The organism is Sporosarcina sp. GTC18466 (assembly GCF_055389225.1).
The window spans coordinates 1,948,694-1,975,000 of the sequence record NZ_AP044037.1 but is presented as its reverse complement, the minus strand read 5'-3'; the positions used below and the strand labels follow the sequence as shown (position 1 = coordinate 1,975,000).

Annotated in this window: 27 protein-coding genes and 3 rRNA genes (1 of these 30 running past the window's edge); 29 read left to right on the top strand and 1 reads right to left on the bottom strand. The window is 51.3% G+C overall.

All coding sequences use genetic code 11. The annotated features are described in order from the left end of the window. From ACZ5FK_RS09605 to rsmI, 13 genes are all read left to right on the top strand, one after another. Positions 1–495: ribosomal RNA gene (locus ACZ5FK_RS09605) — 16S ribosomal RNA — on the top strand; it begins 1,057 nt to the left of the window's first position. A 302-nt stretch (positions 496–797) separates the two neighbouring features. After that, positions 798–3,732 (top strand): 23S ribosomal RNA (locus tag ACZ5FK_RS09600). Between the two features lie 73 nt (positions 3,733–3,805). After that, positions 3,806–3,921, top strand: a 5S ribosomal RNA gene (gene rrf, locus ACZ5FK_RS09595). Together the 16S, 23S and 5S rRNA genes form the textbook arrangement of a ribosomal RNA operon. Positions 3,922–4,409: 488 nt before the next feature. Continuing rightward, positions 4,410–5,831 carry an aminotransferase class I/II-fold pyridoxal phosphate-dependent enzyme gene (locus ACZ5FK_RS09590; RefSeq protein WP_464804693.1) on the top strand — a complete coding sequence of 474 codons (1,422 nt, stop codon included), beginning with the start codon at positions 4,410–4,412 and terminating at the stop codon, positions 5,829–5,831. 12 nt (positions 5,832–5,843) lie between these two features. Continuing rightward, positions 5,844–6,491 carry a dTMP kinase gene (gene tmk, locus ACZ5FK_RS09585; RefSeq protein ID WP_464804692.1) on the top strand — a complete coding sequence of 216 codons (648 nt, stop codon included), beginning with the start codon at positions 5,844–5,846 and terminating at the stop codon, positions 6,489–6,491. A 58-nt stretch (positions 6,492–6,549) separates the two neighbouring features. Beyond that, entirely contained in the window at positions 6,550–6,879 is a 330-nt protein-coding gene (locus tag ACZ5FK_RS09580; RefSeq protein ID WP_464804691.1) for a cyclic-di-AMP receptor, read from the top strand. 77 nt (positions 6,880–6,956) lie between these two features. Next, positions 6,957–7,397 carry a YaaR family protein gene (locus ACZ5FK_RS09575; RefSeq protein WP_464804690.1) on the top strand — a complete coding sequence of 147 codons (441 nt, stop codon included), beginning with the start codon at positions 6,957–6,959 and terminating at the stop codon, positions 7,395–7,397. Between the two features lie 62 nt (positions 7,398–7,459). Next, the gene (gene holB, locus ACZ5FK_RS09570; RefSeq protein ID WP_464804689.1) at positions 7,460–8,455 is read left to right on the top strand and encodes a DNA polymerase III subunit delta'; all 996 of its coding nucleotides are present in this window, start codon (positions 7,460–7,462) and stop codon (positions 8,453–8,455) included. After that, the gene (locus tag ACZ5FK_RS09565; RefSeq protein WP_464804688.1) at positions 8,448–9,275 is read left to right on the top strand and encodes a PSP1 domain-containing protein; all 828 of its coding nucleotides are present in this window, start codon (positions 8,448–8,450) and stop codon (positions 9,273–9,275) included. The genes holB and ACZ5FK_RS09565 overlap by 8 nt, the downstream gene beginning before the upstream one ends. A gap of 13 nt (positions 9,276–9,288) precedes the next feature. Next, positions 9,289–9,648, top strand: coding sequence for a DNA replication initiation control protein YabA (yabA, locus tag ACZ5FK_RS09560; protein ID WP_464804687.1), 360 nt, complete (start codon positions 9,289–9,291; stop codon positions 9,646–9,648). Positions 9,649–9,709: 61 nt separating this feature from the next. Then, a complete protein-coding gene (locus ACZ5FK_RS09555; RefSeq protein WP_464804686.1) occupies positions 9,710–10,459 on the top strand; it encodes a tRNA1(Val) (adenine(37)-N6)-methyltransferase in 750 nt (249 codons plus the stop codon). Further along, complete coding sequence (locus tag ACZ5FK_RS09550) at positions 10,443–10,709, top strand: GIY-YIG nuclease family protein (RefSeq protein ID WP_464804685.1); 267 nt, start codon at positions 10,443–10,445, stop codon at positions 10,707–10,709. Before ACZ5FK_RS09555 ends, ACZ5FK_RS09550 begins: the two co-directional genes overlap by 17 nt. Further along, entirely contained in the window at positions 10,706–11,590 is an 885-nt protein-coding gene (gene rsmI / locus ACZ5FK_RS09545; RefSeq protein ID WP_464804684.1) for a 16S rRNA (cytidine(1402)-2'-O)-methyltransferase, read from the top strand. The genes ACZ5FK_RS09550 and rsmI overlap by 4 nt, the downstream gene beginning before the upstream one ends. A gap of 76 nt (positions 11,591–11,666) precedes the next feature. On the opposite strand, the gene ACZ5FK_RS09540 is transcribed toward rsmI, so the two are convergent. Continuing rightward, the gene (locus ACZ5FK_RS09540; RefSeq protein ID WP_464804683.1) at positions 11,667–11,942 is read right to left on the bottom strand and encodes an AbrB/MazE/SpoVT family DNA-binding domain-containing protein; all 276 of its coding nucleotides are present in this window, start codon (positions 11,940–11,942) and stop codon (positions 11,667–11,669) included. Positions 11,943–12,290: 348 nt separating this feature from the next. Here ACZ5FK_RS09540 and metG point away from each other — a divergent pair, with 348 nt between their 5' ends. The 16 genes from metG (at position 12,291) to ACZ5FK_RS09460 (ending at position 26,194) form a co-directional block, all read left to right on the top strand. Continuing rightward, positions 12,291–14,246, top strand: coding sequence for a methionine--tRNA ligase (gene metG / locus ACZ5FK_RS09535; RefSeq protein ID WP_464804682.1), 1,956 nt, complete (start codon positions 12,291–12,293; stop codon positions 14,244–14,246). Between the two features lie 200 nt (positions 14,247–14,446). Then, complete coding sequence (locus tag ACZ5FK_RS09530) at positions 14,447–15,217, top strand: TatD family hydrolase (protein ID WP_464804681.1); 771 nt, start codon at positions 14,447–14,449, stop codon at positions 15,215–15,217. Positions 15,218–15,397: 180 nt separating this feature from the next. Next, positions 15,398–16,624 (top strand): ubiquitin-like domain-containing protein, encoded by a 1,227-nt coding sequence (locus tag ACZ5FK_RS09525; RefSeq protein WP_464804680.1) that lies wholly within the window; start codon positions 15,398–15,400, stop codon positions 16,622–16,624. Between the two features lie 181 nt (positions 16,625–16,805). Continuing rightward, positions 16,806–17,360, top strand: a complete 555-nt coding sequence (gene rnmV / locus ACZ5FK_RS09520) for a ribonuclease M5 (RefSeq protein WP_464804679.1) — start codon at positions 16,806–16,808, stop codon at positions 17,358–17,360. Next, entirely contained in the window at positions 17,357–18,244 is an 888-nt protein-coding gene (rsmA, locus tag ACZ5FK_RS09515) for a 16S rRNA (adenine(1518)-N(6)/adenine(1519)-N(6))-dimethyltransferase RsmA (RefSeq protein WP_464804678.1), read from the top strand. Before rnmV ends, rsmA begins: the two co-directional genes overlap by 4 nt. Positions 18,245–18,388: 144 nt before the next feature. Next, positions 18,389–18,655 carry a biofilm formation stimulator Veg gene (gene veg, locus ACZ5FK_RS09510; protein ID WP_464804677.1) on the top strand — a complete coding sequence of 89 codons (267 nt, stop codon included), beginning with the start codon at positions 18,389–18,391 and terminating at the stop codon, positions 18,653–18,655. 217 nt (positions 18,656–18,872) lie between these two features. Beyond that, positions 18,873–19,046, top strand: coding sequence for a small, acid-soluble spore protein, alpha/beta type (locus ACZ5FK_RS09505; protein WP_464804676.1), 174 nt, complete (start codon positions 18,873–18,875; stop codon positions 19,044–19,046). 192 nt (positions 19,047–19,238) lie between these two features. Next, positions 19,239–20,105, top strand: coding sequence for a 4-(cytidine 5'-diphospho)-2-C-methyl-D-erythritol kinase (gene ispE / locus ACZ5FK_RS09500; protein WP_464804675.1), 867 nt, complete (start codon positions 19,239–19,241; stop codon positions 20,103–20,105). A 55-nt stretch (positions 20,106–20,160) separates the two neighbouring features. Further along, complete coding sequence (gene purR, locus ACZ5FK_RS09495; protein ID WP_464804674.1) at positions 20,161–20,994, top strand: pur operon repressor; 834 nt, start codon at positions 20,161–20,163, stop codon at positions 20,992–20,994. Next, positions 20,991–21,365 (top strand): RidA family protein, encoded by a 375-nt coding sequence (locus tag ACZ5FK_RS09490; protein ID WP_464804673.1) that lies wholly within the window; start codon positions 20,991–20,993, stop codon positions 21,363–21,365. Before purR ends, ACZ5FK_RS09490 begins: the two co-directional genes overlap by 4 nt. A 293-nt stretch (positions 21,366–21,658) precedes the next feature. Further along, a complete protein-coding gene (spoVG, locus tag ACZ5FK_RS09485; RefSeq protein WP_464804672.1) occupies positions 21,659–21,943 on the top strand; it encodes a septation regulator SpoVG in 285 nt (94 codons plus the stop codon). Between the two features lie 249 nt (positions 21,944–22,192). Then, entirely contained in the window at positions 22,193–23,563 is a 1,371-nt protein-coding gene (glmU, locus tag ACZ5FK_RS09480; protein ID WP_464804671.1) for a bifunctional UDP-N-acetylglucosamine diphosphorylase/glucosamine-1-phosphate N-acetyltransferase GlmU, read from the top strand. A gap of 13 nt (positions 23,564–23,576) precedes the next feature. Next, positions 23,577–24,536: a ribose-phosphate diphosphokinase gene (locus ACZ5FK_RS09475; protein ID WP_464804670.1), complete on the top strand. Its 960-nt coding sequence runs from the start codon at positions 23,577–23,579 to the stop codon at positions 24,534–24,536. 108 nt (positions 24,537–24,644) lie between these two features. Beyond that, positions 24,645–25,271 (top strand): 50S ribosomal protein L25/general stress protein Ctc, encoded by a 627-nt coding sequence (locus ACZ5FK_RS09470; RefSeq protein ID WP_464804669.1) that lies wholly within the window; start codon positions 24,645–24,647, stop codon positions 25,269–25,271. Positions 25,272–25,347: 76 nt separating this feature from the next. Next, a complete protein-coding gene (gene pth / locus ACZ5FK_RS09465) occupies positions 25,348–25,911 on the top strand; it encodes an aminoacyl-tRNA hydrolase (RefSeq protein WP_464804668.1) in 564 nt (187 codons plus the stop codon). A gap of 52 nt (positions 25,912–25,963) precedes the next feature. Next, complete coding sequence (locus ACZ5FK_RS09460) at positions 25,964–26,194, top strand: anti-sigma-F factor Fin (RefSeq protein ID WP_464804667.1); 231 nt, start codon at positions 25,964–25,966, stop codon at positions 26,192–26,194. Positions 26,195–26,307 lie beyond the last annotated feature (113 nt).

Genomic DNA, 26,307 nt, shown 5'->3' with positions numbered 1-26,307 from the left:
TGGTGCATGGTTGTCGTCAGCTCGTGTCGTGAGATGTTGGGTTAAGTCCCGCAACGAGCGCAACCCTTGATCTTAGTTGCCAGCATTCAGTTGGGCACTCTAAGGTGACTGCCGGTGACAAACCGGAGGAAGGTGGGGATGACGTCAAATCATCATGCCCCTTATGACCTGGGCTACACACGTGCTACAATGGACGGTACAAAGGGCTGCGAACCCGCGAGGGGGAGCCAATCCCATAAAACCGTTCCCAGTTCGGATTGCAGGCTGCAACTCGCCTGCATGAAGCCGGAATCGCTAGTAATCGTGGATCAGCATGCCACGGTGAATACGTTCCCGGGTCTTGTACACACCGCCCGTCACACCACGAGAGTTTGTAACACCCGAAGTCGGTGGGGTAACCCTTACGGGAGCCAGCCGCCGAAGGTGGGACAGATGATTGGGGTGAAGTCGTAACAAGGTAGCCGTATCGGAAGGTGCGGCTGGATCACCTCCTTTCTAAGGAATATTACGGAATACGAATTTTGGATTCGTAAGTTGACGTTTTGCGTTCAGTTTTGAAGGTTTATCGAAAAGCAGAAAACACCGGTTAGCTTTACCGCAAGCTGGCGTTTCGAGCTGGACAATATAATCTTCAATTTGTTCATTGAAAACTGGATAGAACGACATTGAAAGTAACAAGTAATCAACCGAGTCGATCACTTTTGTGATTGAACATGCAATACTTTGTAACGATGACTGATCTGCTGATCGCTCAGCACTAGTCATCAACCAATGGCTTCCTTATGGAAAGCCGAAAAGGTTAAGTTAGAAAGGGCGCACGGCGGATGCCTTGGCACTAGGAGCCGATGAAGGACGGAACTAACACCGATATGCTTCGGGGAGCTGTAAGTAAGCTTTGAGCCGAAGATTTCCGAATGGGGGAACCCACTGCCCGTAATGGGGCAGTACGCTGCACGTGAATACATAGCGTGAGCGAGGCACACCCGGAGAACTGAAACATCTAAGTACCCGGAGGAAGAGAAAGAAACATCGATTCCCTTAGTAGCGGCGAGCGAAACGGGAAGAGCCCAAACCAGGAAGCTTGCTTCCTGGGGTTGTAGGACACTCTATACGGAGTTACAAAGGGCTGGGTTAGGCGAAGCGACCTGGAAAGGTCCGCCAGAGCGGGTAAAAGCCCCGTAGCCGAAAGTCCAGCCCCTCCAGAGTGGATCCTGAGTACGGCGGAACACGTGAAATTTCGTCGGAATCCGGGAGGACCATCTCCCAAGGCTAAATACTCCCTAGTGACCGATAGTGAACCAGTACCGTGAGGGAAAGGTGAAAAGCACCCCGGAAGGGGAGTGAAAGAGAACCTGAAACCGTGTGCCTACAAGTTGTCAGAGCCCGTTAATGGGTGATGGCGTGCCTTTTGTAGAATGAACCGGCGAGTTACGATTCCATGCGAGGTTAAGCCGAGAAGGCGGAGCCGCAGCGAAAGCGAGTCTGAATAGGGCGCATGAGTATGGGGTCGTAGACCCGAAACCAGGTGATCTACCCATGTCCAGGGTGAAGGTAAGGTAACACTTACTGGAGGCCCGAACCCACGTACGTTGAAAAGTGCGGGGATGAGGTGTGGGTAGCGGTGAAATTCCAATCGAACCTGGAGATAGCTGGTTCTCTCCGAAATAGCTTTAGGGCTAGCCTCAAACGTAAGAGTCCCGGAGGTAGAGCACTGTTTGGACGAGGGGCCCATCCCGGGTTACCGAATTCAGACAAACTCCGAATGCCGGATGACTTCTGTTTGGGAGTCAGACTGCGGGTGATAAGATCCGTGGTCGAGAGGGAAACAGCCCAGACCGCCAGTTAAGGTCCCCAAGTATCCGTTGAGTGGAAAAGGATGTGGCGCTGCCCAGACAACCAGGATGTTGGCTTAGAAGCAGCCACCATTTAAAGAGTGCGTAATAGCTCACTGGTCGAGTGGCGCTGCGCCGAAAATGTACCGGGGCTAAACGGATCACCGAAACTGCGGATTGACACCGATGGTGTCAGTGGTAGGAGAGCGTTCCAAGGGCGTCGAAGCCAGACCGAAAGGACTGGTGGAGCGCTTGGAAGTGAGAATGCCGGTATGAGTAGCGAAAGAAGGGTGAGAATCCCTTCCACCGAATGCCTAAGGTTTCCTGAGGAAGGCTCGTCCGCTCAGGGTTAGTCGGGACCTAAGTCGAGGCCGATAGGCGTAGACGATGGACAACAGGTTGATATTCCTGTACCACCTCCCCGCCGTTATCAGCAATGGGGGGACGCAGTAGGATAGGGTGAGCGCGCTGTTGGTCATGCGCGTCCAAGCAGTGAGGCGTGGAATGAGGCAAATCCCATTCCAGATGCGCTGGGCTGTGATGGCAAGGGGAATTGTCCCCGGAGTCCCTGATTTCACACTGCCAAGAAAAGCCTCTAGCGAGGCGGGAGGTGCCCGTACCGCAAACCGACACAGGTAGGCGAGGAGAGAATCCTAAGGTGATCGAGAGAACTCTCGTTAAGGAACTCGGCAAAATGACCCCGTAACTTCGGGAGAAGGGGTGCTCTGGTAGGGTGAATAGCCCGAGAGAGCCGCAGTGAATAGGCCCAGGCGACTGTTTAGCAAAAACACAGGTCTCTGCAAAACCGTAAGGTGACGTATAGGGGCTGACGCCTGCCCGGTGCTGGAAGGTTAAGAGGAGGGGTCAGCGCAAGCGAAGCTCCGAATTGAAGCCCCAGTAAACGGCGGCCGTAACTATAACGGTCCTAAGGTAGCGAAATTCCTTGTCGGGTAAGTTCCGACCCGCACGAAAGGCGTAACGATCTGGGCACTGTCTCAACGAGAGACTCGGTGAAATTATAATATGCGTGAAGATGCGCATTACCCGCGACAGGACGGAAAGACCCCGTGGAGCTTTACTGCAGCCTGATATTGAATTCCGGTGCAGCCTGTACAGGATAGGTAGGAGCCTAAGATGCCGGAGCGCCAGCTTCGGTGGAGGCACCCGTGGGATACTACCCTGGCTGTATTGGACTTCTAACCCTTGCCCGTGATCCGGGCAGGAGACAGTGTCAGGCGGGCAGTTTGACTGGGGCGGTCGCCTCCTAAAGAGTAACGGAGGCGCCCAAAGGTTCCCTCAGAATGGTTGGACATCATTCGCAGAGTGCAAAGGCATAAGGGAGCTTGACTGCGAGACCTACAAGTCGAGCAGGGTCGAAAGACGGGCTTAGTGATCCGGTGGTTCCGCATGGAAGGGCCATCGCTCAACGGATAAAAGCTACCCCGGGGATAACAGGCTTATCTCCCCCAAGAGTCCACATCGACGGGGAGGTTTGGCACCTCGATGTCGGCTCATCGCATCCTGGGGCTGTAGTCGGTCCCAAGGGTTGGGCTGTTCGCCCATTAAAGCGGTACGCGAGCTGGGTTCAGAACGTCGTGAGACAGTTCGGTCCCTATCCGTCGCGGGCGCAGGAAATTTGAGAGGAGCTGTCCTTAGTACGAGAGGACCGGGATGGACACACCGCTGGTGTACCAGTTGTTCTGCCAAGGGCATCGCTGGGTAGCTATGTGTGGACGGGATAAATGCTGAAAGCATCTAAGCATGAAGCCCCCCTCGAGATGAGATTTCCCTTTACTTCTGTAAGTAAGATCCCTCAAAGATGATGAGGTGGATAGGTCCGGGGTGGAAGCGTGGCGACACGTGCAGCTGACGGATACTAATCGATCGAGGACTTAACCTTAATTACAACAGTAGTTGATTACGCTTTTCAATGTCACTTCTATCCGGTTTTGAATGAGCAATTCATTCACTTGTCTGGTAATGACGGCGAAGAGGTCACACCCGTTCCCATCCCGAACACGGAAGTTAAGCTCTTCAGCGCCGATGGTAGTAGGGGGATTCCCCCTGTGAGAGTAGGACGTTGCCAGGCAAATGCCATCCCCAAGCGAGGGGATGGTTTTTTTGTGTCTTTTTTAATGGTGGTATTAAATACAAGTCAAAAACTTGAAAAACGCATAACGAGCACGGATCAATGCTAATTTTATTTGTACTAATTAAACAATCGTTCCCCGGTCCAAACGGATCGTTCTGCCGGCTAAACGGATCACTCCGCCGGCTAATCAGTCGTTTCCCGAGCAAAACGAATCGTACCGCCAGCTAATCGATCGTTCCCTCATCTAAACGGATTGTTCGGGCGATTAAACAGTAGCTTCCCGGTCAAAACGGATCACTCCGCCGGCTAAACGGTCGTTCCCCGAGTAAAACGGATCACTCCGCCGGCTAAACGGTCGCTCCCCGCAGCAGGCATCCCCAAAACTCACCGCTTGTACCTTCAACTTTCCCGTAAGAGACCGTGGTTCATTTCACACCATCACGTTCTTCCCGTATAATAGATGGAAAGAAAGTGTGGTTACGTGGATGAACGAGCAAAGACGGCCTGTGGTACAGGCGCTGGATGAATTTACGAAAAAGCGGCCGATCTCTTTTCATGTTCCGGGCCATAAGAATGGGCAGATCTCGTCATTGCCCGCTGAGATGCGTCAGGCGCTGTCCTATGACGTTACGGAACTCGATGGGCTGGATGATCTGCATGAACCGGCCGGCATCATACAGGAGGCGGAGATGCTCTTGGCAGAGGTGTATGGGTCAGATCGCAGTTTCTTTCTGGTGAACGGGTCGACGGTCGGGAATCTGGCGATGCTGTATGCGGCATGCCAGCCGGGAGAAACGGTGATTGTGCAGCGGAATGCACACAAGTCGGTGTTTCATGCACTGGAGTTGCGAGGTGCATCACCTGTATTCGTCTCTCCCGAGTGGAATCCGCGGACACGGACGCCGGGCGCTGTCAGCCTGGCAAGCATCCAGCAGGCGCTAGAGGAGTATCCGGAGGCGGCGGCTGTTGTGCTGACGTATCCGACCTATTACGGCGTAACGGGAGAAGGGCTTCAGGAGATTATAACAACTTGCCACGCAGCTGGCCTTCCTGTGCTGGTCGATGAGGCGCACGGCGCTCATTTTGCGGCCGCCTCCATCTTTCCCCAGTCGGCTCTTGAGGCAGGGGCTGATGTAGTGGTACAGTCTGCGCATAAAACGCTGCCCGCCATGACGATGTCGTCTTTTCTACATATCCGATCTTCCTTGCTTGATCCTTCCGAAGTGGCCCGTTATTTACGCATGCTCCAGTCGAGCAGTCCGTCTTATGTATTGATGGCTTCGCTTGATGATGCCCGTTCGTATGTCGCTTCTTATACAGAGGAAGACGCCTGGGAGCTGCAGAAGAAGGTCAATGAGTTTGTGTCGAGCCTTGCCTTGATACCGGGAGCAGAGCTTATAGCGGCGGATGATCCTTTGAAGCTGCTGCTTCGCCTGAAGGGCCATTCGGGGTATGCGGTCCAGGAGGCGCTTGCCGAAGCGGGGATTTATACGGAACTTGCCGACCCGGAGCAGACTTTACTCGTTCTTCCTCTGCTGAAGGCCGGGATGGCGTATCCTTTTGCCGAGGCGGCTGAACGCATCCGTAACGCGGTTGCCGTTCTCGGTGAAGGCAAGCTAGAGGAAGTGAACAAAGTCCCCGATGTTGGCGACGGGATTAGTACACTCGCGTACCCAATGCAGGAGCTGGCTAGTAAAAGGAGCGAGTGGCGAGATTTGCATGAGGCAGCAGGTATGGTGGCCGCAGCCTCCATAGTGCCTTATCCGCCGGGCATTCCGGTGATCCTTGGCGGAGAACGGGTGACGGAGCGCCATATCGGAGCAGTGAAGCGGTATTTGGAGTCGGGTGCAAAATTTCAAGGTGCTATCCGCATTGATGGACCAGCCATCCGGGTAGTGATCGACTGATGGAGGAGTAGCATGTTAGATAAAGGGGTATTTATAACATTTGAAGGACCTGAAGGAGCAGGAAAAACAACAGTCCTTCGCGAAATAGGTAAGAGATGCGAGCGGCTTGGCGTCGACTTTGTCATGACGAGGGAACCAGGCGGGGTCATGATTGCGGAAAAGATCCGCGATATCATCCTCGATAATACCCATGGCGCCATGGACAGCCGGACGGAGGCACTTTTATACGCCGCCGCGCGAAGGCAGCATCTGGCGGAAATCGTGCTTCCTGCGATTGCGGCCCGAAAACTGGTCCTCTGCGACCGCTTCATTGACAGTTCGCTTGCTTACCAGGGGTACGCCCGCGGTCTCGGCATGGACGAGGTCATGTCAATCAATGAATTTGCGATCGACGGCACAATGCCGGAAAAAACCATCTTCTTCGATCTTTCCCCGGAGGAAGGGCTTCAGCGGATTGCGCGGGCGTCCAGCCGGGAAAAGAATCGCCTGGATCAGGAGAGCATTCAGTTCCATGAAGATGTCTACGAGGGCTATCAGCAGCTCATTGATCGGTATCCGGATCGGATTGTGACCGTGGATGCATCAAAATCAGTTGAAGAAGTGTCAGAAATTGTTTGGAATATTATAAGTTCTCAATTCATTTTTAATAAGAGCTCATGATATAATAGAAAAAAGAGGCATGTTTGCTTCTAGAATCAAGTGAAAAGGAGAGATGGGTGTGAAACTGATAGTAGCGGTGGTTCAAGACCAAGACAGTAACCGTTTGTCCGCGGCATTGACGAAAAATGACTTTCGGGCAACCAAATTAGCAAGTACGGGTGGCTTTCTGCGATCCGGGAACACGACATTCCTGATCGGGACAGACGATACACTGATCCCAAAAGCGCTCGAACTCATCCGGGAAAATTGCCGTTCGCGCGATCAGATGGTCGCTCCTGTTTCTCCGATGGGCGGCAATGCGGATTCCTATATCCCGTATCCGGTCGAAGTGGAAGTGGGCGGCGCTACGGTATTCGTGCTGCCGATCGAGCAGTTCCATCATTTCTAAGAAGAAATAGTAGGATTTCAGGCCGATGGGCATTATAATGAAGTCACACCCATTCTGAAATTGAGGTGAACTTCTTCATGAAAGTAAATGGAGATTACCGTGCTGGACTGGATAAGGTGAGGAACGAGCAGTCACGGGCTCCGCAGACGGGCAACCGGTTCGGCCAGCTCGTCGCGACACAGCAGGAACGGATGCATGGTGAACAGATCACAAGGCTTCTTGGAGACATCTCATCAGCAGGCGACCGTCTTGCCCGTTCACGGAACTTGCGCGATATGGCAAAGTTCAAGATGCTGATCAAACGATTCTTGAAAGAGGCTGTCGAATCAGGACTGGATGTCAAGCAGTCCCATACGTGGAATCAATACGGCGAAGGGCGACGATTGAAGATCGTCCAGACGATTGACTATAAATTAGTTGAACTTGCTGAAGCATTATTGGATGAGGAGCATACGTCTGTCGAACTGCTCGGCAAGATCGGCGAGATCAAAGGCCTACTCATCAACCTATATATGTGACCCCGTGTTTTGTGCTGAATAAAACACGGGTTTTTTTGCAATACGGAAAGGGGGACTGGCCTGTGGGTACATCCATAGAAGTACGGCAAAAACCGGTAATCGAGCGATTGCAGGCCTCGTTCCGAAATCATAGGATCGGCCATGCCTATCTGTTTGACGGTCAGCGCGGCACCGGAAAAGAAGAGGTCGCGCGCCACTTTTCAAAGCTTCTTCTATGTGAAGCACCGGAAAACAGCGTTCCATGTGGAACATGTCATGCCTGCAAGCGCATCGAAGCGGGCACCCATCCGAATGTTTCGATCATCCGGCCAGACGGCCAAGACATCAAAAAAGACCAAATGTCTTCGTTGATCATGCGAATGACCAAAAAGGGTTTTGAGCCCGGTCGCACCATTTATATTATAGACCGGGCAGATAAGATGAATGTTGCCGCAGCCAATACGCTCTTGAAGTTCTTGGAGGAGCCGGACGGAGAAGTGACAGCGATCTTATTGACCGATTCCTATTCATCCATCCTGCCGACCATCCAATCGCGATGCCAGCGGATTTCACTCATGCCCCCGTCCCGCGAGGACCTGATCGGCCAGCTGGCAGAGGAAGGCATCCATGCGGCAATGGCGGCAACAGTGGCTTCGCTTACCGCAGATCCAGTGGAGGCCCGCATGCTCGCGGAAGATGATCGATTTGCGCAGATCCGAAAAACAGTGGTAAAATTGATGGAAGCATCAGATCGCGATTTGAACGAGGCGCTTTTATTCATCCAGACAGACTGGTCTGCTGCCATGAAGGAAAAAGATGACACAGAACGCGGATTGGACTTGCTTCTCTATGCCTACCGTGATATTGTTGCGTTGAAAGCCGGCATGGCATCGGAATTGACGTTTCCGGATCAGCGCACTTTCTTCGACAGCCTTTCGATGAGGATGACATACAGTCAGCTGTCAGCGATGATGGAAGCCGTTCTAGAAGCGAAAAAGAAGCTGCACGGCAATATGAACCGTACTCTTCTGATGGAACAGCTGGTGCTCAAATTGCAGGAGGGATTACTGCTTGTATAAAATAGTAGGAGTCCGCTTTAAACGAGCGGGTAAAATATATTATTTCGATCCGATGGGCTTTGACTTGGGAATTGACGATTATGTCATCGTTGAGACGGCACGCGGCGTCGAATACGGGAAAGTTGTCAGCGGAGTACAAGATGTCAGTGAGAACGACGTCGTCCTGCCGCTTAAGAAGATCATCAGGGTTGCGCAGCCTGAAGATATTGAGAAAGTACAGGAAAACCGTGAAGAGGCGGAAAATGCATTTGGGATCTGCCTCGAAAAGATTCAGGAGCATCGTCTCGATATGAAGCTCGTTGACGTTGAATATACATTTGACCGCAATAAGATCGTATTCTATTTCACGGCGGAAGGGCGTGTGGACTTCCGTAACTTGGTGAAGGATCTGGCGTCCATCTTCCGGACACGCATCGAGCTGCGCCAAATCGGCGTCCGTGATGAAGCGAAGATGCTGGGAGGAATCGGTCCATGCGGCAGGATGCTATGCTGCTCGACGTTTTTGGGTGATTTTGAGCCGGTCTCTATCAAAATGGCAAAAGACCAGAACCTTTCATTGAATCCTTCTAAGATTTCAGGCTTGTGCGGACGGTTAATGTGCTGCTTGAAATATGAGAATGATGAATATGAGGAAGCGAAGGCGATCATGCCGGATATCGGGGAGCAGATCATGACGCCGGATGGACCGGGTAAAGTTGTCGGGCTGAATCTTCTGGAACGCGTATTGCAAGTGAATTTGCCGGAGCGCGAGCAAGTGCTTGAATATGCGTGGGAAGAGCTGCAAGGCAAAAAGGATTCAATTCCCCAATTGATGAAATGATGAGGTGGTCAAGTTGAAAGAAGGGAATTTCCTCGATAGAGTGATGGAATTTGAGCAGCAGCTCGAATCCATGCAAGAGCAATTCCGGGAACTGATAGGTTTTGTGGCAAAAATGACAGAAGAAAACCATTCACTTCAACTCGAAAACCACCACTTGCGCAAGCGGCTCGAGGAGCTGGATGGTCCCGCGCAGTCGCCTAAGGCAGCCAAGCGGCCAAAAAAGGCGGCCAAGGTTGATATCGGCGAGGGCGTCGATAACCTGGCACGGCTTTACAATGAAGGCTATCATGTATGCAATGTCCATTACGGCAGCAGCCGTAAAGGAGAGGACTGCCTGTTCTGCCTCTCCTTCTTAAGCAAACAAAATGCATAAGAAGAGCCGATCCTATGGAATCTGTAGGCATCGGCTCTTTTTTCTTGAAGAGGTGTAGGTAGTGGAACCGAATTTACAAGGTGATGAACGGCTTGATTATTTACTGGCAGAGAAGTTGCGGATCATTCAGAGTCCCTCTGTCTTCTGCTTTTCACTCGATGCCGTGCTGCTCGCAAAATTTGCCTATGTCCCGATCCGATCGGGCAATATTGTTGATCTATGTACGGGAAACGGGGCGATTCCGCTCTTCTTGAGCGCCCGGACGAACGCAGACATTATCGGCGTGGAGCTGCAAGAGCGGCTCGCAGATATGGCTTCCCGGAGCATTGAGTACAATGGGCTTGGCGGCCGGATACGCATTCTCCAGGGGGATGTGAACGGAATCGCGAAGGAACTCGGTTACGAGAAATACGACACGATTACGTGCAATCCGCCCTACTTTCCGGCAATTGAAGCGAGTGAGAAGAATATACGGGAGCATATTGCCATCGCCCGCCATGAAATCCGCCTGACGCTCGAACAGGCCGTGAAGTCGGCGAGCCAGCTTGCGAAACAAGGCGGCAAAGTGGCGTTCGTCCACCGGCCGGGTCGGCTTCTTGATATTATTGCCGCCATGCGGGCGAACCGGCTGGAGCCCAAGCGGATCCGCTTCGTCTATCCGAAAGAGGGGAAAGAGGCGAACACGCTGCTGATTGAAGGGATCAAGGACGGAAAGCCCGACCTGAAAATACTCCCGCCGCTATATGTGTATGGCGAAGACGGGGAGTATACAGACGAAGTGAGGGAGATGCTATATGGAACAGACAGGTGATCATCTGTTCTATGTCCTTGAATGCAGCGACGGCTCGTTTTATGCAGGATATACGAACGATCTCGAGCAGCGGGTAAAGACCCATAACGAAGGCAAAGGCGCAAAATATACGCGTCCGCGCCGCCCGGTACGCTGCATCCATTTCGAGACGTTCGACACGAAACGGGCGGCGATGCAGGCGGAATACCGGTTCAAGCAGCTGAGCCGTACGGCCAAGGAACGGTACATCGGGAAAGGGGAGAGATTATGAAATCGCAGAAGAGCGCAGAGAGCGGGCAGCCAGGCAAGCTCTACCTCGTCGGCACGCCGATCGGAAATCTGGAAGATATGTCCTACCGGGCGATCCGCATCATGCAGGAAGCCGACATGATTGCGGCGGAAGATACGCGCAATACGATCAAACTATGCAATCATTTTGAGATCAGCACCCCGTTAATGAGCTATCATGAACATAATGTGCAGGCGGGCGGCAGCAAGATCCTTGCCTTGCTGGCAGAAGGGAAGACAGTGGCCCTCGTCAGCGATGCCGGCATGCCCTGCATTTCGGATCCCGGATCGGATATTGCAGAAAAGGCGATTGGGGAAGGATTCGATGTCGTGCCGATCCCCGGTCCGAACGCGGCAATCAGTGCACTCGTCGCTTCAGGGATTACGCCCCAGCCCTTCTTCTTCTTCGGCTTTCTGTCGCGCCAGAAAAAAGAGAGAGAGGCACAACTGGCCGATCTTGCACTTCGTCAGGAGACGATTATCTTGTATGAAGCCCCCCATCGCTTGAAGGAGACGCTGAAGCATCTGGAAAAGAGCTTTGGCGGAGGCCGCCGGATCACGCTTGCGCGGGAATTGACGAAGCGATATGAAGAATTCCTCCGCGGCACACTTGCAGAAGCGGTCCAGTGGGCGGACGAACATGAAATCCGCGGTGAGTTCTGCCTCGTCCTACAAGGAAGCGACGGAACCGAAGTAGCAGCCGAAGCACCTTGGTGGGAACCTCTAGAAATTACCGAGCACGTGGAAGAAGTGATGAAGAGGGAAGGGATCTCTTCGAAAGACGCCATCCGTACTGTCGCCAAAGCGAGAGGGCTCAGCCGGCGGGATGTCTACAAGGAGTATCATCAGGAAGAACAATTATAAACACGCAAAGGGCTGTCGAAGAAACTCAGTTGCCACTGGGTTTCTGGACAGCCCTTTGTTTATTGTTATGCGCCAATCAGTTCATCTTGTCCTGGATCTCTTGGATTAATTGCTTAGCGCCATCTTTGCTAAGGATCAGCTTTCCGTCGATTAGGCGCATATTGTCGTCAGACACTTCTCCTGTGATGGAGCAAGTCATGTTTGGCATGTATTTTTTCAAGATGATTTTGTCATCATCCACGTAGATTTCCAAAGCGTCTTTCTGTGCGATTCCGAGTGTACGGCGAAGCTCGATCGGAATGACCACGCGGCCAAGTTCGTCAACTTTCCGTACGATGCCTGTAGATTTCATAAATAAAATTCCTCCCAAGTGATTAGGTTTTCGACAAAATCCGACACGATTCTCTTGTCTACATATCATGATACCAAGGCTTCCAATTAACGTCAATAAAACTTTTATAAAACTGTGGACAAAATGCTAGGATTATGTAAGTGCTTGAAGAACAAAGCAGGAAAGCTATGATAAAGTTATAGTCGACGATAGAAAAGTGCAATGCCAATAGTTAGAAGGTTACATGAAAATGTGATGGAATGGAAATAGTTTGCTTGCATCATCTTTTTTTCATGAGGTGTTCATGGCGCAATTACTGAATTTCCGATAAGATGGACAGTATAGATTGGAACAAATGGAGGAATCAGAGTGGCTGAAGAAAAGAAAACATTTTATATCACTACGCCTATTTATTACCCCAGCGGGAAATTCCATATTGGAACGGCATATACTACGATCGCTTCGGATGCAATGGCACGCTACAAGCGCCTTCGCGGGTATGATGTGTACTTTCTGACCGGAATGGATGAACATGGCCAGAAGATCCAAGAAAAAGCCGAAGAGGCGGGCATGGCGCCGCAGAAATATGTAGACGAGATCGCTGAAACAGCCAAAAATCTGTGGAAGCTGATGGACATCTCCTATGATGATCTAATCCGCACGACAGAGAAGCGGCATACGGAAGCGGTCGAAAAGATTTTCCAAAAGTTCCTCGACAACGGAGACATTTACAAAGGGGAATACGAAGGCTGGAAATGTGTGCCGTGTGAATCGTATTTCACGGAGTCCCAGCTGGCAGAAGGGAATTGCCCGGACTGCAACCGCCCAGTGGAGCGCGTGAAAGAGGAATCGTACTTCTTTAATATGAAGAAATACGCTGATCGTCTTTTACAATATTACGAAGAGAACCCAACATTCATCGAACCGAAATCACGCAAGAACGAAATGATCAACAACTTCATCAAACCGGGTCTTGAGGATCTTTCCGTATCCCGTATGTCCTTCGACTGGGGCATCAAGGTGCCGGGAGATCCGAAGCATGTCATCTATGTGTGGGTCGATGCGCTGACAAATTATATCACCGCACTCGGCTACGGATCTGATGATGATTCCCTTTTCCGCAAATATTGGCCGGCGGATGTACAAGTCGTCGGAAAGGATATTGTCCGGTTCCATACGATCTACTGGCCAATCTTCCTGATGGCGCTTGACTTGCCATTGCCAAAGAAAGTGTTCGCCCATGGGTTCATCATGATGAAGGATGGCAAAATGTCGAAATCGAAAGGGAATGTCGTATATCCCGAGATGCTGGTGGAGCGTTTTGGACTGGATGCTACGCGCTATTTCCTTCTTCGTGAACTGCCATTCGGCCAGGACGGCACATTCTCGCCTGAATCATTTGTGGAGCGGACAAACTATGACCTGGCAAATGACCTTGGCAACTTGCTGAACCGTACGATTTCCATGATCAATAAATACTTCGGCGGTGTCATCCCGACAGAAGGGCTTGAAGATACCGGGTATGATGATCAATTGAAGGAGTTCATCAAAACAACCGTCACAAAATACGAAAACGCCATGGAGAAGATGCAGTTCAGTGTCGTCTTGTCAGACCTATGGGCACTAGTGTCCCGTACGAATAAATACATCGATGAAACGGCGCCTTGGGTGCTTGCGAAAGATGAGGCGGACCACGGTAAACTGGCATCCGCGATGAATCACTTGGCGGTTTCGCTTCATCATATCGCAGTTCTCCTCCAGCCATTCATGACACAGGCGCCGACAAAGATCCAACAGCAGCTCGGCCTTCCTGAAGAGCTGTTAAAGTGGGAGACATTAGGTGAATTCGAGGTAATTACAAGCGGAACGAAAGTCACAGAAAAAGGCGTTCCGATCTTCCCGCGACTTGATCCGGAAGTTGAAATCGTCTATATCCGCGATCAGATGAAACTGACTGCGCCAAAAGAGAGTGCAGTGGAGGAAGAAGAGGAAGAGAAGACCCCGGAAATTACAATTGATGATTTCATGAAGGTCGATCTCCGTGTTGCGACCGTTACAGCATGTGAGCGGGTGCCAAAAGCGGACAAGCTGCTCAAACTACAACTGGATCTCGGATATGAAAAGCGCCAGGTCGTCTCCGGCATTGCGGAACATTACGAGCCGGATGCGCTTGTTGGCGAAAAGGTGATCGTAGTGGCAAATTTGAAGCCTGTGAAGCTTCGCGGCGAATTGTCGCAAGGCATGATCCTTGCCGGAAAATCAGACGGTATCCTGAAACTTGCGACAGTCGATGCATCGCTTGAAAACGGTGCCCAGGTCAAATAACTCTGCTTTTGCCAAGCTGGAGTCCTATCCTGGCAGCCGATCCTTAATCTTACGTGTTTATTTACTATTAAAATGTATCATTACAGGAAGACGGCGAAGCGTGGCGGCGCCGTCTTCTTATTGTTAATCCTGTGTAATGGCTCTGTAACAAATGTTACAGGCCCTTGCACTAAAATGAATCTATTGTGAGGCGATTACGAATGTTCATAGATACACACGTCCATTTAAATGCGGACCAATATGACGAAGATCTGCAGGAAGTCATCGATCGGGCGCTTGAGGCGGACGTCAAACGGATGGTTGTCGTCGGTTTTGACCGGAAGACTATTGAGCGGGCGATGGAGCTGACAGAGAATTATCCGTTCATCTTCGCTGTGATCGGCTGGCATCCGGTCGATGCGATCGATTGCACAGAAGAGGACTTACAGTGGATCGAATCGCTTGCTGCCCATCCGAAAGTTGTCGGGATTGGTGAGACCGGGCTCGATTATCACTGGGACAAGTCGCCGAAAGATATCCAGCAGGAGCTGTTCCGCAAGCAGATTGCACTTGCAAAAAAAGTGAGATTGCCGATTATCATCCATAACAGGGATGCGACAGGGGATGTCGTGCGGATCCTAAAAGAGGAAAACGCTGCAGAAATAGGCGGGATCATGCATTGCTATAGCGGCAGCGTGGAGACTGCCAGGGAATGCATCGAGATGAACTTCATGATTTCCCTTGGCGGTCCGGTGACATTCAAAAACGCGAAGATGCCGAAGGAAGTGGCAGCAGAAATCCCGCTGGATCATCTGCTGATCGAGACGGACGCCCCCTATCTCGCACCGCATCCATACAGGGGAAAACGGAATGAGCCATCCCTTGTGCCGCTTGTCGCTGAGGAGATCGCCAGGTTGAAGGAAATTCCGCTTGAAGAGGTAGCGAAACGGACGACTGTGAATGCCATGCGGATTTTTCATATGGAAAACTAAGTTATTCAATAGACCGGCCGGAGGGGTAGAGCGGCTGCGCTCTCCCTCCATTCCGCCGTCACGCAAGCTTCGTAACCGGAAGATGCGGTTTGTGGCGGCCGTTTACATAGATTGCGTACCCCTTGACACGCTATTTTAGAACCTTTATAATTTGCCGAGTGATGAAGGAGGAGTTTTTTCATGCAAAAAATTACCATGAAAAATCTGTTCTTTAGGTCATTGAGGAGTCAACAATTAGTGGCGGTCCTTGCAGTCGCCCTACTTGTGACAGTTGTTTCACTTGCCCTTTATGAAGGGTCGAAAAAGCCGGTTACACTCGATGTGAACGGTGAACAGACAGAGATAAAAACGCGTGCACATACAGTCGGCCATCTTCTATCCGAACAGGAAATCGATGTGGCTCAGCAAGATCTTGTAATACCCTCAGTGAATACACCGATCGAAAAAGGTATGACGATCCGGTGGGAACAGGCAAAGAAAGTTGCAATTATCGATGGGAAAGAGACAACAGCCCATTGGACAACAGAACAGGATGTCGACGCTATCTTGAAGGAAGCGGGCATTGAACTTGGTGAATTTGACATTGCGAGCCCGAAGGTGGAGACAAAATCGCCTGCGGAAGGCCAAATCATCATTGAACGAGCTTTTCCAGTAACTTTGAACGACGGCGGGAAAGAGAAGCAGGTATGGTCAACTTCGACTACGGTCGCTGACTTTTTAAAGAGAGAGAACATTCATTTGAATGAGCAGGACAGACTCAATCGGAAAGCGGATGGCTACGTAAAGCCGGGTTCCATTGTGGAAGTCATACGGGTGGAAAAGGTCACCGATGTAGTGGAAGAACCAACGAACTTTGCAGTTATCACGAAAAAAGACGCCAAATTGCTGAAGGGCCGTGAAAAAGTGGTCCACCCAGGCAAGAAGGGGAAAGTGGAACGGAAGTTTGAAATCGTCAAGGAAAATGGAAAAGAAGTATCCCGCAAGATGATCGCTGAAAAAGTGATCAATAGGCCTGAAGATAAAGTTGTTGCTGTTGGAACGCGCGTTGCCGTGGCAAGTGCAAATGTAGGCAAAAGCCCCCGTGTAACCGTGTCCCGTGATAATTCAGCTTCGTCAGGCAAGGAGTTTTACGTCACTGCCACCGCCTATACGGCAAAATGCAATGGCTGTACGGGAACGACCGCAACAGGCATTAACCTGAATGCGAATCCGAATCTGAAAGTCGTCGCTGTTGATCCGCGTGTCATTCCGCTCGGCTCCAAGCTATGGGTTGAGGGTTATGGTTATGCAGTCGCTGGTGATACAGGCGGAGCCATCAAAGGCAAACGAATTGATTTGCATGTCCCGACAAAGTCGGAGGCCTATAATTACGGCCGCCGGAAAGTGAAAGTAAAAGTGATTGATTAACCAATCAACCTGTTATTTTTCATTTTGATTTGCCTATAAAAAAACTGTAAATATCCACCCCGCAGGATAGTCTCCACTTCTTGCGGGTTTTTTTAGTGGACGAACGACCATCCTCTTCCTGTACAGATGGGGCGTGAGACGGTAAGATGAGGGGAAAACTGGACTAGGAAAGAGGATATCCGTGAATATTAAAGAAATCATCGTCGTAGAAGGCAAATCCGACACGATCGCCATCCGCCGGGCAACAGGTGCGGATACGATCGAGACGAACGGCTCAGCGGTCAGCAGCAGCACAATCCGGCAGATCCGTCTGGCCCAGGAGACGAGAGGCGTCATTGTCTTCACCGATCCCGATTATCCCGGCAGGCGGATCCGCGCCATTATTGAAGAACAAGTGCCCGGCGTGAAACATGCCTTTTTGGATAAACGCAAAACCATTGCAAAGAACGGAAAGAAGTTAGGCATTGAGCATGCAGCTGATGAGGATATCCGGCAGGCTTTATCAATGGTCCATACAACTGGAGATATGGCTGCCGAGGAGATTCCGATGCCGTTCCTCTATGAAGCGAAACTGGTCGGCCATCCTGACGCAAAATGGCGGCGGGACCGCTTATCGGAAAAGCTGCATATTGGACAAGTGAACGGCAAAGGGCTTAAAAAGAGGCTGGAGATGTTCCGCATCGGGATGGATGAACTGCTTGAAGCGATTGCGGAGCTGGAGGAGGAAGAAAAATGAAAGATATCGCAACACCGACCCGTACGAAAGAAATACTTGAGAAATACGGGTTTTCATTCAAAAAGAGCTTGGGGCAGAATTTCCTGATCGATTCGAACGTACTGCGAAATATCGTAGCGGCAGCTGATCTGACGGACCGGACCGGCGTCATTGAAGTCGGACCCGGCATCGGTGCATTGACGGAGCAGATCGCACGGGAAGCGGGAAAAGTGGTCGCTTTTGAAATTGATCAGCGTCTTCTGCCGGTTCTGGAAGATACATTGTCCCCCTATCCGAATGTCGAAGTGATCCACCAAGATGTCCTGGATGCGGATTTGCGGGCAGTCATCAGCGACCGTTTCAGTGAGATGGAGGAGACGGCGGTCGTAGCCAATCTTCCATATTACGTCACGACTCCGATCATCATGAAATTCCTGCTTGGTAAAACGCCGGTGCAGCGGATGGTCGTCATGATGCAGAAGGAAGTGGCAGACCGCATTACCGCAAAGCCAGGGACGAAAGCGTACGGCTCCCTGTCAATCGCTATCCAGTATTATATGGATGCAGACATTGCCCTGATCGTGCCGAAGACGGTATTCATGCCCCAGCCGAATGTCGATTCCGCCGTCATCCGCCTGACAAGGAAAGAGAAGCCGCCGGTAGAAGTCATTGATGAGGACTTCCTGTTTGAGGTGTCGAAGGGGTCATTTGCACAAAGACGGAAGACGATCTTGAACAACCTCCAGTCTTCCCTGCCAGGCGGCAAGGAAAGAAAAGAGGAGATCCTGATCGCTTTCCAAGAGGCGGAAATCGATCCTGGGCGCCGCGGGGAAACGCTGACGATTGAAGAGTTCGGCCGTTTATCAAATGCGCTCTATCCGTTTTTCCACTCATCTGACAAGTGACAAAAATGGTACAAGAATTCGATGCGAATTGTCGAAAACGATGAAAAAACAATTGACAAAAGTAAACAACTGCTGATAAAATTTTAGTTTTAATTGACGGAACTTTTTTAAAGTGTTATGCTTATACTAGTGAGGTGTAAGCGAATGCCGAAAACATTAGCAGACATTAAGAAGTCGTTGGATGCTCATCTAGGGAAACGTTTGCAAGTACGCGCAAACGGTGGCCGCAAGAAGACAATCGAGCGGGCCGGCACCCTGCGTGAGACGTATCGTGCAGTTTTTGTTGTGGAACTGGACCAGGACGAGAATTCTTTTGAGCGGGTTTCTTACAGCTACGCGGATATTTTGACGGAAGCAGTCGAAATAACAGTCCTTGATGGCGGCGATGAGACAATTTTCGTCGTCAAGTAACATGCAGTCATTTCTTCATCATTTTTCAACCCATTCAGTGCATCCCTCCATTTTGTGAGGGATGCTGCTGGGATGGCGTTATGCAGTTTTTAGGAAACTGCAGGTTCGACATATATTGATAGAAACACCTGTCCTGCCAGGGAAGATCCGGCGGACAGGTGTTTTTTATGCATTTTCGCCCATACTACGCCTGTCAGCCGCAAAGGAGGAAAACCGAATGGCCAGAAAAGGTGTAATGTCTGAGAACTTGAAGATCGAGATCGCGAAAGAACTTGGATTTTACGACGTTGTCCAGCGGGAAGGTTGGGGAGGAATCAAAGCTCGTGACGCCGGAAATATGGTGAAGCGGGCCATTGAGATCGCGGAACAGGGGTTAGCCCAAAAGAAATAACCACTGCCTGAACCACTTTCAACTCATGATACGGCTGACGGAGCAGGGCTGCCAAGGTGAATTTCACCCCACGGCAGCCCTGTTTTCATTTCACCCGGTATCTGGGAGCTGCAAGCATATTTGATTCACGCAAAGAGGCCCGCCTATGGTAAAATGGGAAACAATGACTAGCTGAAACGGAGGGGGACCCGTATGATTTACGAAAAAGCCCCGGCAAAAATCAATTTGACGCTTGACGTGCTCCATAAACGGCCGGATGGATACCATGAGGTCGAGATGGTAATGACAACAGTCGACCTGGCAGACCGGGTCTGGCTGAGACCGACAGCTGACGGAAAAATCACCATCAAGGCATCCGAGCGATTTGTGCCGAATGACCGGAAAAATCTTGCCTACCAAGCCGCTGATCTGCTGCGGAAGGAATACGGCATACATAAAGGCGTGGAAATTACGTTGGATAAGAACATTCCTGTCGCAGCAGGCCTTGCGGGAGGGAGTTCCGATGCCGCAGCGGCCTTGCGGGGCCTGAACCGTCTGTGGAATCTCGGCATCGGGGTGGATGAACTTGCAAGACTCGGATCGCGCATCGGATCGGACGTCTCGTTCTGCGTGTATGGAGGGACGGCGCTCGCGACGGGGCGCGGTGAAAAGATCCAACACCTTCCTGCGCCGCCGAACTGCTGGGTGATCCTCGCCAAGCCGGCTATTTCCGTATCCACCGCGGATATTTACCGGAACCTTGATCCGGAGAAGGTGCATCATCCTGACACTGGGAATATGATGGAGGCGCTGCGTACAGGCGATTACAATCTTCTTTGCGAAAGCATGGGCAATGTACTGGAGCCGGTAACGATGAAGCTGTATCCGCAGGTCGTCACACTCAAACGGAAGATGGAGCAATTCGGAGCGGATGCCGTCCTCATGAGCGGCAGCGGGCCGACCGTCTTCGGAATCGTGCGCCAGGAATCGAGAGTGTCCCGCATTTACAACGGGTTAAAAGGGTTTTGCCATGAGGTGCACGCCGTCCGCATGATCGGAGAACGGTTCCCTCTTGAATGAAACCGGACAATTATGATACTGTACTACTAAACATTCGGATGTAGGGGTGTTCTTATTGAAATGGAAACGAAGCGAGCGGTTGGTCGACATGACACGCCATTTATTGGACAACCCCCATTCGCTCATTCCGCTTACACACTTCTCGGAGAAGTATGGCGCAGCCAAATCCTCGATCAGCGAGGACCTTGTCATTGTGAAGGAGACCTTTGAGGAAAACGGCACCGGCCGGTTGATGACCGTGTCCGGAGCGGCTGGCGGCGTCAAGTACATCCCGAAAGTCTCGGAGGCGGAAGTGCGAGACGTGATGGCGCAGTTAATGGAAACACTCAGCCGGTCGGATCGCCTTTTGCCCGGCGGATACTTGTATATGACCGACTTTCTCGGAAATCCGCGCCTGATGGACCGGATCGGCAAAGTGTTCGCCTCCGCGTTCGCGGATATGCAGATCGATGTCATCATGACAGTGGCGACAAAAGGCATTTCCATCGCACATGCGATCGCACGCCACTTGAATGTGCCGGTCGTCGTCGTCCGGCGCGACAGCAAAGTGACAGAGGGCTCGACCGTCAGCATCAATTACGTCTCCGGATCTGCACGCCGCATCCAGACGATGGTGCTTTCAAAAAGGAGCATGCAGAGCGGACAACGTGTCCTTATCACCGATGACTTCATGAAAGCGGGCGGAACGATGGCGGGGATGAAGAACCTGCTGGAGGAATTCGGCTGTGAACTTGCAGGCATCGCTGTGCTTGTTGAAGCGGAGCACACGGAGGAAGTACTCGTCCAAGACTACCTGTCCCTGATCAAACTTCACGCCGTGAATGAAAGGGACCGGACCATTGAATTGCAGGAAGGCAACTATTTTACGAAAGGCGGAACTTTATTATGAATTACATAGCGACTGAAAAAGCGCCACAAGCAATCGGACCATACGCACAAGCTGTGAAAGCGAACGGATTTGTCTACACATCCGGCCAGCTGCCGATGAAAGCGGACGGCACACTGTTAGAAGGGTCCATTGAGGAACAAACACACCAAGTCTTCGAAAATTTGAAAGCGGTTCTTGAAGAAGCGGGCACAGGCCTCGACCAAGTAGTCAAAGCGACTGTCTTTGTAAAAGACATGAACGACTTCGCTGCACTCAACGGCGTCTATGCGGAACACTTTGGCTCCCATACGCCGGCACGCTCGACAGTCGAAGTCGCACGTCTTCCAAAAGACGCGTCCGTCGAAATTGAAGTCATCGCCTTGGCAAACTAAATAATTTGAGAGGAGGACACCTAGTCTTCCTCTCTTTTTTTGTCTGGTTTGGCAACTGGCAGTGATTCAATGGGGTGGAACGCCGCTTAAGGGATCCGTGCGCCAGTTGAAAAATTTCAACGCCACTTAAAGAAACCTCCACACAACAAATAGCCCCGCCATCCGATCACCACCATCTCTATTGTATTTATCATAATGCTTAAAATATTTAGGTTGAAAAGAAGGAGTTCGGGAGCTTTTGTAGAATAAGGAAGGGGAGAACATGGCAATCTAAAAAAGGGAGTGGGAAAAGAATGGAAGTTACAGATGTGAGATTGCGTAAAGTAGAGACGGAAGGAAGGATGCGTGCAATCGCATCAATTACGCTCGACAATGAGTTTGTCGTGCATGATATCCGGGTGATCGAGGGGAATGACGGGCTGTTTGTGGCAATGCCAAGCAAACGCACGCCAGAAGGGGAGTTCCGCGATGTCGCACATCCGATCAATTCGGGTGCCCGTACAAAAATCCAGGATGCCGTCCTAGGGGCGTACCAGGAAGCGGACGAAGGGGCCGTCCTCGAAGAAGCGGGTGTGTAAGCAGCGGCAGCCGCAAGCGCTGTCCAAGGAAGTTCCAATCATCCAGATTTATTGGCAGTTCATCAAGAGACCGGCATCCAGGCTGCGGGTCTCTTTTTCTTGATTATCAGGAAACAGACGGCCCATCCTCCACGAAAAAACAAGCAAGTAATAGTAAAAGATTTAAAAGCCGTTGTCAAGGGGGGATAGTTGAAAAAAAGACGGCTTTCATATATAGTCAATAATGAAATTATGGATGGAGGCCAGCACATGACGAATACATATGCCATCGTCCTTGCTGCAGGACAAGGTACACGGATGAAATCCGATCTATATAAAGTGATGCATCCCGTTTGCGGGAAGCCAATGGTGAAGCATGTCATCGATCATATCCGCCAGCTTGGGGCAGGCAAGATCGTGACGATTGTCGGGCACGGCGCGGAAGCTGTCGAGGAATTGCTCGGCGCAGAAAGCGAGTATGCATTCCAGAAGGAGCAGCTTGGCACTGCGCATGCCGTCAAACAGGCTGCGGGAATTCTGGGTGATCTCAGCGGTACTACGCTTGTTGTCTGCGGGGACACGCCGCTCATCAAGCCGGAAACAATGGAGGCCCTGCTTGCCCATCATGAAGAGACGGGTGCAAAGGCGACCATTCTGACGGCCTTCGCAGAAAATCCTTCAGGCTACGGCCGGATCATCCGGGATGAGGAAGGCAATGTCATCCGCAATGTGGAGCATAAGGATGCTTCGAAAGAGGAACAGGCCGTCAAGGAGATCAACACCGGCACTTACTGTTTCGACAACGAGGCGCTGTTCCGCGCGCTTGAGATGGTGAAGAACGACAATGCGCAAGGGGAGTACTACTTGCCGGACGTCCTCTCCATCCTTCGTGAAGAGAATGAGATCATCTCCGCTTACATGACGGATGACTTCAGCGAAACGATCGGCGTCAACGACCGGGTCGCCCTTTCCGAAGCGGAGTCGGTCATGCGCCGACGGATCGCAGAAAAACACATGCGGGGCGGCGTGACGATCATCAATCCCGAACAAACGCACATCAGCGCGGATGCTGAAATCGGGCGCGATACAGTGCTTCAGCCTGGCGTTATGATTGAAGGCCGTTCAGTTATCGGCGAGAAATGCAACATCGGTCCGAACAGCCATATTGTGAACAGTTCGATCGGCGACGGCACGGCCGTCCATTCATCCGTTGTCAAAGACAGCAAGATCGGGGCACATGCGGCTGTGGGGCCATTCGCTCATATCCGTCCGGAATCCGACCTCAGCGACCATGTGAAAATCGGAAACTTTGTGGAAGTGAAGAAGTCATCGCTCGGCAACGGGACGAAAGTGTCCCATCTCAGTTATATCGGGGACGCGGACATCGGTTCACGCGTCAATGTCGGCTGCGGTTCGATCACCGTCAACTATGACGGCAAGAATAAGCACCTGACAAAAATCGAGGATGACGCATTTATCGGCTGCAATACGAATTTGGTGGCGCCAGTAACAGTCGGCAAAGGCTCCTTTGTCGCTGCCGGATCGACGATTACAAAAAATGTACCAGAATCTTCACTTGCAATCGCGCGCTCCCGGCAGGAGAATAAAGAAGGATATGCTTCAAAACTTAAACTTAACTAATCAGGGGGACATGATGGCTAACCATTATCCGAACGATAAACTGAAACTATTTTCGCTGAATTCCAATCAATCACTCGCACAGCAAGTGGCAGAAGAGATCGGCTGCGCACTCGGGAAATGTTCCGTCAAGCGCTTCAGTGACGGCGAGATCCAGATCAATATCGAAGAGAGCATCCGCGGCTGCGACGTATTCATCATCCAGTCGACGTCCTATCCGGTCAATGATAATCTCATGGAACTTCTGATCATGATCGACGCCCTTATGCGCGCATCTGCACGCAGCATCAATGTCGTCATGCCGTATTACGGCTATGCACGGCAGGACCGCAAAGCACGTTCCCGCGAGCCGATCACAGCGAAGCTTGTCGCGAACCTATTGGAAAAAGCGGGAGCGGACCGTGTCATCGGACTTGACCTGCATGCACCGCAGATCCAAGGATTCTTCGATATCCCGATCGACCACCTCGTCGCAGAGCCGATCCTGACAGAATACTTCAAGAGCAAAGGCCTTGAAGGGGATGACCTCGTCATCGTCTCGCCGGATCATGGCGGCGTCACGCGTGCCCGTAAGATGGCGGATCGCATGAAAGCGCCGATCGCAATCATCGACAAGCGCCGTCCGCGTCCGAATGTCGCAGAAGTGATGAATATTGTAGGAAATGTGGATGGCAAAACTGCGATCTTAATCGATGACATCATCGACACGGCTGGAACCATTACAATCGCTGCCAACGCAATCATCGAAAACGGGGCGAAAGAAGTGTATGCATGCTGTACACATCCAGTCCTTTCAGGTCCAGCAATCGAACGGATCGACAACTCGCAGATCAAGGAACTCGTCATCACGAATTCCATCGAATTGCCGGAATCCAAACAGTCCCCTAAAATCAAACAGCTGTCCATTGCAAAACTGATCGGAGATGCGATCGTTCGCGTATTCGAGAAGAAATCGGTCAGCACCTTGTTTGAATAAATTTAACCACATAAGTAGAGATTGAGGAGAGCACGATTGTTTAATGTCGTCTGAAGTTGGGTATTTCAATAGTTAGAAAACTTTTTTTTAGGAAAGGTGACTACGCATATGAGTACAGCAATCCAGTCGAAATTACGTCAGGTTAAACCGAAATCAACACTTACGAAATTGAAAGAGGAAGGCTATCTTCCATCCGTCGTATACGGATATGAAACAGAATCCACGCCGATTGCGGTAAACGAGCGCGAGCTGCTCAGCAAGCTGCGGGACGTTGGACGCAATGGGGTCTTGAAATTGAATGTCGACGGCAAAGAGTTGAATGTCGTCCTTGAGGATTACCAGGCGGATGTGCTGAACGGCCATCTATTCCATGCCGATTTCCTAGCCATCAACATGACGGAGGAGCTGGAAGTGGCTGTGCCGGTCAACCTTACTGGCGACGCACCGGGCGAGAAGGAAGGCGGCGTCTTGCAGCAGCCTGTCTGGGAGGTACGCATCAAGGTGAAGCCATCCGATATTCCGGAAACGTTCGATGTAGATGTTTCCGAAATGCAGATCGGTGACACGCTCACGATTGCAGATGTCCGAAGCAAGTCCAAATTTGAGATCCTCAGCGATGATGAAGAGACACTTGTTGTCATTACGGCTCCACGTTCAGAGACTGAGGAAACTGACAATGAAGACAATGAAGGCGGTACAGAAGCACCCGTCGAAGAAGAGAACAAGACAGAATGAGCTGGCTGAGCGCACGGATCTCCCGTGCGCTCAGTTTGTACATGTACCGTTTTTGATCAGATAGGGGAAAGATGCAATGAAGATGATGATTGGCCTCGGCAATCCGGGGAAGCAATATGAGAAGACTCGCCATAATGTCGGATTCTTCGTCATTGATGAACTGGCGAAACGGCTGGACGCACCGCCGATGCAGGCAAAGTTCAATGGAGCGTTTACTGTCGTCCATACACCGAACGGAAAAGTGATCCTTGTAAAGCCGCTCACCTATATGAACCTGTCCGGCGAATGTGTGCGTCCGCTGATGGATTACTATGAGGTGGAACCGGAGGATATCGTCGTGCTCTATGATGACCTCGATCTCGCGCCAGGCACGCTGCGGCTCAGGCAAAAAGGGAGCGCAGGGGGCCATAACGGCATGAAATCACTCATCGCGCACCTCGGGACGCAAAACTTCAACCGGGTCCGCATCGGCATTGGCCGTCCTGAAGGCGGCATGAAAGTGCCTGATTATGTGCTGGCGCCATTCAGCAAAGACGAGGAGCCGCTTATCAGGGACATGGTGCAGAAAAGTGCGGATGCCTGTGAATCATGGCTGTCGCGCCCGTTCCTTGAAGTGATGAACGACTATAATGGCGGATAACGAATAATCACCCGCCGCTTCGCCTATACTTTGTTAAAAAGGGGCGGACGGCATGACGGTAAAATACACATGCAGACATTGCAATACGGAGATTGGAAGCATCCCCGCAGAGTCGGTGAGGGACTTGATCCTCAGCCTGCAGACCGAGGACGAGCAGCAGGAAGAGCGGTTTGTCCACGTGGCGGAAGACGGCACAACGACCGTCCGCTGTATCTGCGAGCATTGCGAGGAATCGCTTCGGAAGTATCCCGACTACCATACCTTGAAAAAATGGATTCAGTGAAAAGCTGCTTTGGCGCTGCGTGCGCTGAAGCTTTTTCCGCTTTGCAAGTGTCCTCTTTCCACTTGCAAAGCGAATGCCGTCAACCATAACGGCGGTTGCGGGTAACAGCACTG

Bases quoted from the DNA above. Each gene is read 5' to 3' on its own strand.
- spoVG (WP_464804672.1), top strand. From the start codon at position 21,659: ATGGAAGTTACAGATGTGAGATTGCGTAAAGTAGAGACGGAAGGAAGG.
- ACZ5FK_RS09460 (WP_464804667.1), top strand. From the start codon at position 25,964: ATGACGGTAAAATACACATGCAGACATTGCAATACGGAGATTGGAAGC.
- ACZ5FK_RS09475 (WP_464804670.1), top strand. From the start codon at position 23,577: ATGGCTAACCATTATCCGAACGATAAACTGAAACTATTTTCGCTGAAT.
- rsmA (WP_464804678.1), top strand. From the start codon at position 17,357: ATGAAAGATATCGCAACACCGACCCGTACGAAAGAAATACTTGAGAAA.
- ACZ5FK_RS09470 (WP_464804669.1), top strand. From the start codon at position 24,645: ATGAGTACAGCAATCCAGTCGAAATTACGTCAGGTTAAACCGAAATCA.
- ACZ5FK_RS09575 (WP_464804690.1), top strand. From the start codon at position 6,957: ATGAAAGTAAATGGAGATTACCGTGCTGGACTGGATAAGGTGAGGAAC.
- tmk (WP_464804692.1), top strand. From the start codon at position 5,844: ATGTTAGATAAAGGGGTATTTATAACATTTGAAGGACCTGAAGGAGCA.
- ACZ5FK_RS09525 (WP_464804680.1), top strand. From the start codon at position 15,398: ATGCAAAAAATTACCATGAAAAATCTGTTCTTTAGGTCATTGAGGAGT.
- ACZ5FK_RS09590 (WP_464804693.1), top strand. From the start codon at position 4,410: ATGAACGAGCAAAGACGGCCTGTGGTACAGGCGCTGGATGAATTTACG.
- pth (WP_464804668.1), top strand. From the start codon at position 25,348: ATGAAGATGATGATTGGCCTCGGCAATCCGGGGAAGCAATATGAGAAG.
- ACZ5FK_RS09530 (WP_464804681.1), top strand. From the start codon at position 14,447: ATGTTCATAGATACACACGTCCATTTAAATGCGGACCAATATGACGAA.
- ACZ5FK_RS09540 (WP_464804683.1), bottom strand. From the start codon at position 11,942: ATGAAATCTACAGGCATCGTACGGAAAGTTGACGAACTTGGCCGCGTG.
- veg (WP_464804677.1), top strand. From the start codon at position 18,389: ATGCCGAAAACATTAGCAGACATTAAGAAGTCGTTGGATGCTCATCTA.
- ACZ5FK_RS09550 (WP_464804685.1), top strand. From the start codon at position 10,443: ATGGAACAGACAGGTGATCATCTGTTCTATGTCCTTGAATGCAGCGAC.
- ACZ5FK_RS09490 (WP_464804673.1), top strand. From the start codon at position 20,991: ATGAATTACATAGCGACTGAAAAAGCGCCACAAGCAATCGGACCATAC.
- rsmI (WP_464804684.1), top strand. From the start codon at position 10,706: ATGAAATCGCAGAAGAGCGCAGAGAGCGGGCAGCCAGGCAAGCTCTAC.
- ACZ5FK_RS09505 (WP_464804676.1), top strand. From the start codon at position 18,873: ATGGCCAGAAAAGGTGTAATGTCTGAGAACTTGAAGATCGAGATCGCG.
- glmU (WP_464804671.1), top strand. From the start codon at position 22,193: ATGACGAATACATATGCCATCGTCCTTGCTGCAGGACAAGGTACACGG.
- ispE (WP_464804675.1), top strand. From the start codon at position 19,239: ATGATTTACGAAAAAGCCCCGGCAAAAATCAATTTGACGCTTGACGTG.